The sequence below is a fragment of the Candidatus Thermoplasmatota archaeon genome (assembly GCA_030018475.1).
Lineage (GTDB): Archaea > Thermoplasmatota > JASEFT01 > JASEFT01 > JASEFT01 > JASEFT01.
Map to the genome: position 1 here is coordinate 4,074 of JASEFT010000039.1, position 8,815 is coordinate 12,888.

The following is an 8,815-nucleotide window of genomic DNA, read 5'->3' on the forward strand; positions in this document are numbered from 1 at the left end:
CATTCAACGCAGAGCTCTTCATCGAACACAGGATAAGTTTCTTCTAAAAATATAGCGTTCCCAGGGCAAGTGCCTGAGCAGGAGCCGCAATAAAGGCATAGAGTTCTATCTACTTTCATTTTTCTAGACTTTTTCCCTCTTCTTCCACTCTTCCAAACTCATAGAAAATTTCTTTTCAACTTCTTCTCTGTAAGTAATGCCACCGTTATAAGCGCAGAAAGGTATTATTCTGCCATTCGGAGTTGCATAATGGATAACGCAGCGCTTTACCCTCTCAACATCATAATTGTAATCATCTTGAAAATGCATACCTCCAACCATTAAAGTCTTCCAAGTAAACCTTCCTAACGATTCTCTACTCTGCTCTGAGAATAGATTAGTTAAGAAATCTAATAGGTTAAGAGTTTTAGGCATTTTATCTTCGTAAATGAACTCGCCGAAATATTTTCTGAAATTTTTTTCTAAGCTCTTCACTTTACCTTTCTCGGATTTTAATTTACTAAAAAATCGTACCAAAGGCGCTATTTTAGCTAGCTTGTTAGATAGCGCTAGCATTTTAGCAAAAAGCCCTTCCACATTTATGAATCTTGTTATCGGCATAGCTCTTCCATCTTCAATATATAGGAAGGTGGCCAATCCGCAATGGGGGTGTGGTGTAAATGCAACTTTAGGCTCACCAGCTAGTATCGAAATAAGTTCTGAGATCGGTGCTACTACAGGAACTGGATAGAAATCCTCTTTGGTTAGAAAATCAGTTTGCTCTACAAGTTTATTGACAAGGTCTGGGAGAGTAAATCTCTGGCTTTCGCGCTCTTTTTGATCTATTCTGCCTGCAAAAGAAACAGGCTGGTAATTTACGCCTCTTATCACATCGGAGTGCTCAATTGCAAATTTTAAAATTTCGCCGACTTCATTATCGTTTATTCCGTTAACAATAGTAGGTACGAGCACTGTTGATAGCGGTTTGGGCTTGACTTTATTGCAGTTCTCTATAACTTTTAGCTTAATATCTAGAAGCTCTTTACCCCTTGCTTGCCTATAGATCTCGTCCCTTAACCCGTCGAACTGCAAATAGACTGTACTTAAGCCGCAATCTTTCATGCGCTGGCAGAACTCTAAATCTAAAAGTTTTAAGCCGTTAGTTGCAACTTGTACTTGTGAGAAGCCAAGCTCTTTTGCAGCTTTGATGATATCAAAGAAGTGCGGATGCAAAGTAGGCTCGCCGCCACTGAATTGCACACTTGGACAAGGTACTGGCTTGTTTGACCTTAACATCTTGAGCATCTCCACTACCTGCTTATAAGAAGGCTCGTAAATATACCCTGCAGTAGCGGCATTAGCAAAGCAAATAGGGCATGCTAAGTTGCACCGATTAGTTAAGTCTATATTAGCTAGTACAGTATGACTTAAATGCAAATTGCACAAGCCGCATTCGTAAGGGCACTCTTTTTTAGCCTTAATTCTAGGATTGCTCACGCAAAAGCCGTCGTAAGCAAACTTTTCTGCTCTTAAATAAAGTTCTACATCGCTCCAATAGACATCTTTAAAATAGCCGTGCTGCTCACATATTTTATCGATCATTACCTTACCGTCTTCTTCAAATATTCTCGCTTTAATAAGCTGTTTGCAGTCAGGGCATAGCGATAAAGTCTCTTTAGGCAAGCCTTTTTGCAACTTACTCTCTCTTATTATCATTCTTTTTTTATCACCGTTTTCTATACAGATATATGGGTAAAGCCTTAAATATTTTTACGAACTAAAACTCTACCATCTTCATCAATTATCCCAGATTTTATTCTTGTAGAGGTTATCGGCAAAGAATCTTCTGCGAGCACGAAAGGTATTTTTATTATTTTCAGAGTTTTTTTTCCTGAGCTTCTTCTGAGCTTGTTAATTTGCTTTGCTATAGGCAGTGTCTCAGGCGAAACTACTATCGCATCAAAATTTTCTGTGACTGCAGTACCATATCTATCATCTATCTTCACGATTTTAAATTTCTTAGGCCTGAAGTTCAAAAGAAATCTTTCGAGCGAGCGTTTCCTCAAATTATATTTTCTATAGCATTTTTTGGTCTTATTAACAAATTCATCCGAGCTCAAGCCTATAACAACCTCATCGCCTAGCTCAAACGCCTTCTCAATTAGCTTTTTATGACCTCTATGTAAAGGATCAAAAGTTCCGCCAAGGCAGACCCTCATCAATTTGAAATCCGCTTGGTAACTGAAATTACTTTCGATACCCTTTTAAAATAGCATTACGATTATCATTTTATGAAAATTCTCGTTGCAGATGAAATAGCCGAAAAAGCAATTGAAAAACTGAAGGAGGAGTTCGAGGTTATTTACTCTGAGCTAAGCTATGAAGCGCTTCTGAAAGAAATAGTAAGCTACGATGCTTTAATTGTTCGTAGCAGAACGAGGGTAACAAAAGAAGTAATTCAAGCAGGTAAAAATTTGAAAGTAATAGGTAGAGCAGGCGTTGGAGTAGATAATATTGACGTTAGAGAAGCGAGCGAGCGTAAAATCATTGTCGTTAATGCACCTACAAGTAGCACGATATCAGTTGCTGAACTTACTTTTGCGCATATGTTAGCGCTTGCCAGAAATCTTACGAAAGCAGACAAGACAACAAAAGAAGGTAAATGGGAGAAGAAATCTCTGATGGGACTAGAGTTGGACGAAAAGACTTTAGGCCTTATAGGACTTGGTAGAATTGGCAGTGAGGTAGCAAAAAGGGCAAGGGCTTTTGGAATGAAATGCATAGCCTACGACCCTTATCTAACAAAGGAGAAAGTGCGAGAGATGGGGGTAGAACCTGTAACTCTTGATACCCTGCTTAGGGATTCTGATTTTATCACTATCCATGCAGCTTTGACTAAAGAAACAAAATATCTGATTGGCGCAAAAGAACTTGCAAAAATGAAGTCAAGCGCTTTTTTAATAAACTGTGCTCGTGGGAGTATTGTAGATGAAAAAGCGCTCTATAAAGTGCTGAGAGATAAAAAAATTGCAGGCTGCGCGTTAGATGTTTTTGAAGTTGAGCCTCCTAAAGACAGCCCTTTGCTAAAATTAGATAATGTGATTTTCACTCCCCATTTAGGAGCTAGTACAAAAGAAGCGCAGGAAAAGGCTGGTACCACTGTTGCAGAACAGGTATTGAAAGTTCTAAAAAGAGAGAAACCTGATTTTTGCGTTAACCCTGAGGTGTTAAATAGCTAATCTAATGAATCCTAAGCAACAAAGATTTATTTATTCTGGAAATTTATCTCTTCTCATTTACATTAAGATGAAAAAGCCAAAAATTAAGTAAGCTCCTCAAATGCTGATAATATTCGGTCCTGCAGGTAGTGGAAAAACTTTGCTTGTAAAAGAGTTTGGAGATTGGCTTAGTGAAAACTACAAGGTAGGAAGGATAAATTTAGATCCTGGCGCTGAGTGGCTCGGCTACAAAGCTAATTTCGATTTAAGAAATTTTTTTACAGTTAAGGAAATAATGAAAGAGAAAAATCTAGGTCCTAACGGCGCTATGATAGAAGCTATGAGAATGATGAACGAAAATATTGATAAGGTAATGAGTGGCATTGATGAGGTGGTAGGCGATTATATATTACTTGATACTCCAGGCCAGAACGAGATATGGCTCTTTCAAGAATTAGATAGAAAAATTGTGAAAAGATTAGAAAAAGGGATAGGAATTTTTTTAATGGATGCAGAGCTATGCAAAGAGCCTAAGAATCTACTACTAAATCTTCTATTTTCTTTAATGATCAAGTTAAGGTTCGGCATGCCTACAATCAATATTTTCAATAAAATTGATCTTCTTAATGAAAATGAAATTATTCAATTGAAAAAAAATTTCGAAAATCCTATTGAGCTTGTTGAGCAAGTAAAAGGCAAATCATCAGGAATGATTGTAGATGTTATTAGTAACCTAAGCACTGTTATAGGGCTAAGAGCCGAGCGCTTCATACCTATTTCTTGTCTAAAAAAAGAGAATTTTCAGCTTTTGCAGGACATTATTTACGAGGTCCATTGTGTTTGCGGCGATTTGACCTAAGATAAAATTTTTATAACAGCAGAGTGATTTATGAGCATGAAAAAAGAAAAGCTCACTTACGCAAAAGCAGGCGTTGATATCCTTAAGCATAGGGAAGCGATAAGCGCAATTGGAAAAGAGTTAAAGTTTGCTAGAAAAGGCATTGGCAAGCCTCTGAAAATCAAACATCATTTTGCGGGCCTTGTAAGTTTTGATAGGTATGCGCTTGCACTTTGTACCGATGGTGTAGGAACAAAAACTCTAATTGCAGAAGCTCTAAAAAAATACGATACCGTTGGCATAGATTGCGTCGCAATGAATGTAAACGATTGCATTTGCGTAGGAGCAGAGCCTTTGAGTTTTGTAGATTATTTAGCGCTTCGGAAGCCTAACGAAAAAATTGTTGCGCAGATAGGTAAAGGCTTAAACAAAGGCGCTAAACTTGCTAATATCTCAATTATTGGCGGTGAAACTGCAATACTGCCGGAGCTTATAAAAGGCTTCGATCTTGCAGGCACTTGCTTGGGCTTTGTAGAGAAAACTAAAATAATAACAGGAAGTAATATAAAACATGGTGATGTTATTATTGGTCTAAGAAGCTCTGGAATACATTCTAACGGCTTAACTCTTGCAAGAAAAATTCTAAAACTTAACGAAATCAGCTATAGCGATAAATTTCCTAATTCTAATAAAACATGGGGTGAAATACTACTCACACCTACTAGAATTTACGTTAAAGAAATTATCAATGTAGCCAAAAAATTTAAAATTCATGGACTTGCACATATTACAGGCGGTGGTATAAGAAAAATAAGCAGAATAAATAGTAATGTAAATTTTAGGCTAGAGGAGATTTTCGAGCCACATCCAGTCTTCGCTACGCTCCAAGAGCTTGGAAATGTAGAAAATAAAGAAATGTATCAGACTTTTAATATGGGACTTGGCTTTTGCATAATTGCAGATAAAAAAGCAGCAGATAACATTTTGGCTGAGCTTAAAGGCGTGGCTGAAGCTAAACTTATCGGTAGAGTTCACAGAGGAAAAGGTGTAAGTATACCGTCACTAGGACTACATTATCCGTAATATATAAAAGGTGGAAAAGATATATCCGTTTGCTTTGGCTTGCTCGGATGGGGAGAGAGGAAAATGGGTCTACAAGAAAGCGCTAAAACAATAATAAGTACATGCATGGGCGTAAGGAAGGGAGAGAGAGCCGTTATTATTATCGATACTTCTAAAGAGAATATAGGTCAAGCTTTGTTTGAGGCAGCGAAGGAAGTTAAAGCAGAGCCTGTGCTTGTTAAAATACTACCTACAAAAGCTGATAATGAAGAGCCGCCTGCTGCAGTGGCGGAGGCTATGAAGCATGCTGATGTGATTATTGCGGCAACTGAGTTCTCTCTAACTCATACAGAAGCCCGCAAAGCTGCAACTAGAAGTGGCGCTAGAATAGCTGCGCTTCCAGGCATTACAGAAGAAATATTTGAGAGTCTAAGCGCAGACTTTGAAGAAATTGAGAAAAGAATAAAAAAAATTTACTGGGCTGTTAGAAATTGTAGGAAGATAGAAATAGAAACAAAACTAGGTACATATGTAACTCTGAGTACTGACGGTAGAAAATGGGTTACTGAAGATACTGGTATATGCAGAGAACGCTCTAAGCTTACAAATCTACCTGCTGGCGAAATATTCATAGCTCCTAACGAAGGCAGTGCGAACGGCACTCTAATTGTAGATGGCTCTTTCGGTAAAAAACTACAAAACCCTTTGAGAATTATTGTTAAAGATGGTTTTGCAGAGAGTGAAAATGAGGAAGCAGAAAAATTACTGACCAAAAAAGGAAAGCTTGGTAGAGCAGTTGGCGAGTTTGGTATTGGGTTAAATCCCAAAGCTAAAATTATTGGCTTTCCACTTCAAGATAAAAAAGCGCTAGGAACTTGCCATTTAAGCTTTGGAGATAACTTTGCGTTTGGCGGTAAAATAAAATGCGGTGCACAAGCTGTGGCAGTGATAAAAGAGCCTACCGTGAAGGTAGACGGCAGGGTAATACTTGAAGAAGGTAAATTAGTAATATGAGGAAGAAGCTACTACTTGATAGAAACGATAAGAAGATCGTAAAATTGCTAACAACTATAGGTATTGCTAAAAATCTAGCCAAGGTTTTAGTATTCTTTTTTAAAGTGAATGAGACCGTCTCCGCACAAGTAGAAAGAGCCCTTTCATTACGCCAGCCTGAAGTTTCAGTAGCCCTAAAAATGCTTGAGCAAAAAGGCTTTGTTGCGAAAACGAACATAAAGAAAGGCTGTAAAGGTCGCCCTATGTACGCTTACAGGCTAGTACAGTCGCCCCAAAAAATAACAAAAAAACTAGAGAAGTGCAAGTTAAGAGAACTGAAAAAAGTTACTAAAAATTTAGAGCTGTTAAGAAAGCTTGTTGCAACTCATTTCTCAGCTAAGTAATTTCAAGCCTTTTGATGTGCCAATAATCGCACTATCAACAATTTCCACAAAAAGCCCGTTTTCTACAACGCCAGCAACATTGTTTAACTCGTAATCTAGCTTTTTAGGATTGGTAATTTTATTAAATTTGCAATCCAAAATATAGTTTCCATTATCAGTTACTAGAATTCTATTACCAACTTTTCTAAGCTCCACCTTGCAGCCAAATTTTGAATTGATTTTCTTAGCAATAGCGCTATACCCGAATTTACAAATTTCTACAGGCAAAGCAAACTTCTCTCCCAAACACCTAACGAGCTTAGATTCATCTGCAACTATAACCTCTTTTCTACTACAGCTCGCTACTATTTTCTCCCTTAATAATGCTCCGCCATGACCTTTAATTAAATTTAATTTAGTATCAATCTCATCAGCTCCATCTATCGTAATATCGATCTCAGGATACTTATTTAAGGTACTTAAAGGAATTTTGAGTTTTTTTGCAATTTTTTCAGTTTTCCTAGAGGTAGGAATCCCTATAATATTGAGCTCCTTGTTTTGGATAAGTTTAGCAAGTTTCTTGAGCGCATAAAGCACAGTACTACCTGTGCCAAGCCCTACAACCATACCGTCTTTGACAAAATCAACAGCTTTTTCAGCAGCTAGCTTTTTTAGATTTACCATATTCTAGTAATGGTATTAGCGTAATAAATTTTTGTTGTGGTCAATGACAGATACCTTTTAATATTACTCAGCACTATTTTCATTTAAAATGGTACTTGAGAGTTTGAGTAGCGCATTACGCACGGCTCTGAGAAGGATAGCAACAGCGCCTTTCATAGACAGTAAACTTATAAAAGAAACTGTAAAAGATTTGCAAAGAGCTCTGCTGCAAGCTGACGTTAATGTTAAACTTGTGCTCAACTTAACTAAGGAAATAGAGCGGAGAGCTCTAACAGAGAAGCCTTTACCTGGAATGAGCTCCAAAGAGCATGTTGTTAGAATAGTTTACGACGAGCTTGTTAAAATTGTAGGCATTACTAAAGAGCTCGAGCTTAAGAAACAGATAATAATGATGGTAGGATTGTATGGGCAGGGTAAAACCACAAGTTGCGCTAAAATTGCTAAATATTATCAAAAAAAAGGTCTTAAAGTAGGTATGCTTGCGAGTGATGTTCATAGAGCGGCTGCTTACGAGCAATTAGCCCAGCTCGGTAAAATGATTAATGTGCCTGTCTACGGCGATATTAAAGAAAAAGACGCTGTGAAGATTGTGAAAAAAGGTCTTGAAGAGCTTAAATCCTGCGATGTAATAATTATAGATACATCTGGAAGACACTCTTTAGAAAAAGATCTTATTCAAGAGATGCAAGACATTGCTGAAGCCACTAAAGCAAATGAAAAGATACTTGTTCTCGATGCTACTATAGGTCAGCAAGCTGGCAATCAAGCGAGAGCATTTCACGAAGCGATAGGAATAACAGGGGTTGTGCTCTCTAAATTAGACGGCTCTGCTAAGGGTGGAGGAGCGCTCAGCGCAGTTGCGGAAAGTAAAGCTCCCATTGTTTTTGTAGGTGTTGGCGAAAAAATAGATGATTTAGAGAAATACGATCCTCCGCGCTTTATCTCTAGACTGCTTGGTATGGGCGATATCCAAGCATTACTTGAAAAGGCAATGGAAGTTGCTGAGAAAGAAAAAGCTGAAGAGGTTGCTAGAAAGATAGTCTCAGGTAAGTTCACTCTTAAAGATATGTATGAGCAGATGGAATTGCTTGGTAAAATGGGGCCTTTGCAAAAAATTGTTGACCTATTACCTTTTGGTATGAAATCAAAAGTTTCTGATCAGCAGATGGAAGAGACCCAAGAGAAGCTAAAAAAGTTCAAATATATTATGCAGAGTATGACAAAAGAAGAGCTCGAGAACCCAAGTTTAGTGAAAACCTCTCGATTAAAAAGGATAGCGCTAGGCTCAGGAAGGGAGCCTAAAGATGTAAAAGAGTTATTGCGCTATTACAATCTATCAAAGCGCGCTGTTAGAGGATTTGTAGGCGATAGAAAAATGAGGAAAGCTTTAATGAAGCAGTTGAAGTTCGGAGGGTGAAAAAATGAACTCTTTTTCGTCCCATTGTTACGATTATATATACCACAAATCTACTTTAAGAAAAGGTATGATACAGACGATAATGTTGTTTTGAATATAAAAAGCTGACGCTCGGTTTTTAAGAGTGGAGCAGATTGGCCTATTTCTAATCTGTTTGATGCAATAAGACTTAACAAAGAGCGGTGTTTAAAAAAGCTCTTCAACAGTCAACTAATAGCCCAAACGAAGCTTTTTGATTTTG

10 protein-coding genes are annotated in these 8,815 nt (G+C 37.7%); 6 read left to right on the forward strand and 4 right to left on the reverse strand.

Going from position 1 to position 8,815, the window contains the following annotated elements:
* From QMD21_05710 to QMD21_05720, 3 genes are all read right to left on the reverse strand, one after another.
* Positions 1-119 (reverse strand): 4Fe-4S binding protein (locus QMD21_05710; GenBank protein MDI6856260.1); only part of this gene is annotated, 119 nt, incomplete at its 3' end.
* A gap of 4 nt (positions 120-123) precedes the next feature.
* Entirely contained in the window at positions 124-1,695 is a 1,572-nt protein-coding gene (locus QMD21_05715; GenBank protein MDI6856261.1) for a radical SAM protein, read from the reverse strand.
* 44 nt (positions 1,696-1,739) lie between these two features.
* Positions 1,740-2,198 (reverse strand): phosphopantetheine adenylyltransferase, encoded by a 459-nt coding sequence (locus QMD21_05720; GenBank protein MDI6856262.1) that lies wholly within the window; start codon positions 2,196-2,198, stop codon positions 1,740-1,742.
* A gap of 72 nt (positions 2,199-2,270) precedes the next feature.
* Here QMD21_05720 and QMD21_05725 point away from each other — a divergent pair, with 72 nt between their 5' ends.
* The 5 genes from QMD21_05725 (at position 2,271) to QMD21_05745 (ending at position 6,494) form a co-directional block, all read left to right on the forward strand.
* Positions 2,271-3,218, forward strand: a complete 948-nt coding sequence (locus tag QMD21_05725) for a hydroxyacid dehydrogenase (protein ID MDI6856263.1) — start codon at positions 2,271-2,273, stop codon at positions 3,216-3,218.
* Positions 3,219-3,318: 100 nt separating this feature from the next.
* Complete coding sequence (locus QMD21_05730; GenBank protein MDI6856264.1) at positions 3,319-4,056, forward strand: ATP/GTP-binding protein; 738 nt, start codon at positions 3,319-3,321, stop codon at positions 4,054-4,056.
* 30 nt (positions 4,057-4,086) lie between these two features.
* Complete coding sequence (gene purM, locus QMD21_05735) at positions 4,087-5,118, forward strand: phosphoribosylformylglycinamidine cyclo-ligase (protein ID MDI6856265.1); 1,032 nt, start codon at positions 4,087-4,089, stop codon at positions 5,116-5,118.
* 63 nt (positions 5,119-5,181) lie between these two features.
* Positions 5,182-6,111, forward strand: coding sequence for an aminopeptidase (locus tag QMD21_05740; protein ID MDI6856266.1), 930 nt, complete (start codon positions 5,182-5,184; stop codon positions 6,109-6,111).
* Positions 6,108-6,494 (forward strand): ArsR family transcriptional regulator, encoded by a 387-nt coding sequence (locus QMD21_05745; GenBank protein ID MDI6856267.1) that lies wholly within the window; start codon positions 6,108-6,110, stop codon positions 6,492-6,494. Before QMD21_05740 ends, QMD21_05745 begins: the two co-directional genes overlap by 4 nt.
* Here QMD21_05745 and rpiA read toward each other — a convergent pair.
* Positions 6,483-7,157 carry a ribose 5-phosphate isomerase A gene (rpiA, locus tag QMD21_05750; GenBank protein ID MDI6856268.1) on the reverse strand — a complete coding sequence of 225 codons (675 nt, stop codon included), beginning with the start codon at positions 7,155-7,157 and terminating at the stop codon, positions 6,483-6,485. The two genes, QMD21_05745 and rpiA, sit on opposite strands and share 12 nt — an antisense overlap.
* A gap of 88 nt (positions 7,158-7,245) precedes the next feature.
* Here rpiA and QMD21_05755 point away from each other — a divergent pair, with 88 nt between their 5' ends.
* Entirely contained in the window at positions 7,246-8,574 is a 1,329-nt protein-coding gene (locus QMD21_05755; GenBank protein ID MDI6856269.1) for a signal recognition particle protein Srp54, read from the forward strand.
* The last annotated feature ends 241 nt before the right edge of the window (positions 8,575-8,815 follow it).

Bases quoted from the DNA above. Each gene is read 5' to 3' on its own strand.
- QMD21_05715 (MDI6856261.1), bottom strand. From the start codon at position 1,695: ATGATAATAAGAGAGAGTAAGTTGCAAAAAGGCTTGCCTAAAGAGACT.
- QMD21_05720 (MDI6856262.1), bottom strand. From the start codon at position 2,198: ATGAGGGTCTGCCTTGGCGGAACTTTTGATCCTTTACATAGAGGTCAT.
- QMD21_05725 (MDI6856263.1), top strand. From the start codon at position 2,271: ATGAAAATTCTCGTTGCAGATGAAATAGCCGAAAAAGCAATTGAAAAA.
- QMD21_05730 (MDI6856264.1), top strand. From the start codon at position 3,319: ATGCTGATAATATTCGGTCCTGCAGGTAGTGGAAAAACTTTGCTTGTA.
- purM (MDI6856265.1), top strand. From the start codon at position 4,087: ATGAGCATGAAAAAAGAAAAGCTCACTTACGCAAAAGCAGGCGTTGAT.
- QMD21_05740 (MDI6856266.1), top strand. From the start codon at position 5,182: ATGGGTCTACAAGAAAGCGCTAAAACAATAATAAGTACATGCATGGGC.
- QMD21_05745 (MDI6856267.1), top strand. From the start codon at position 6,108: ATGAGGAAGAAGCTACTACTTGATAGAAACGATAAGAAGATCGTAAAA.
- rpiA (MDI6856268.1), bottom strand. From the start codon at position 7,157: ATGGTAAATCTAAAAAAGCTAGCTGCTGAAAAAGCTGTTGATTTTGTC.
- QMD21_05755 (MDI6856269.1), top strand. From the start codon at position 7,246: ATGGTACTTGAGAGTTTGAGTAGCGCATTACGCACGGCTCTGAGAAGG.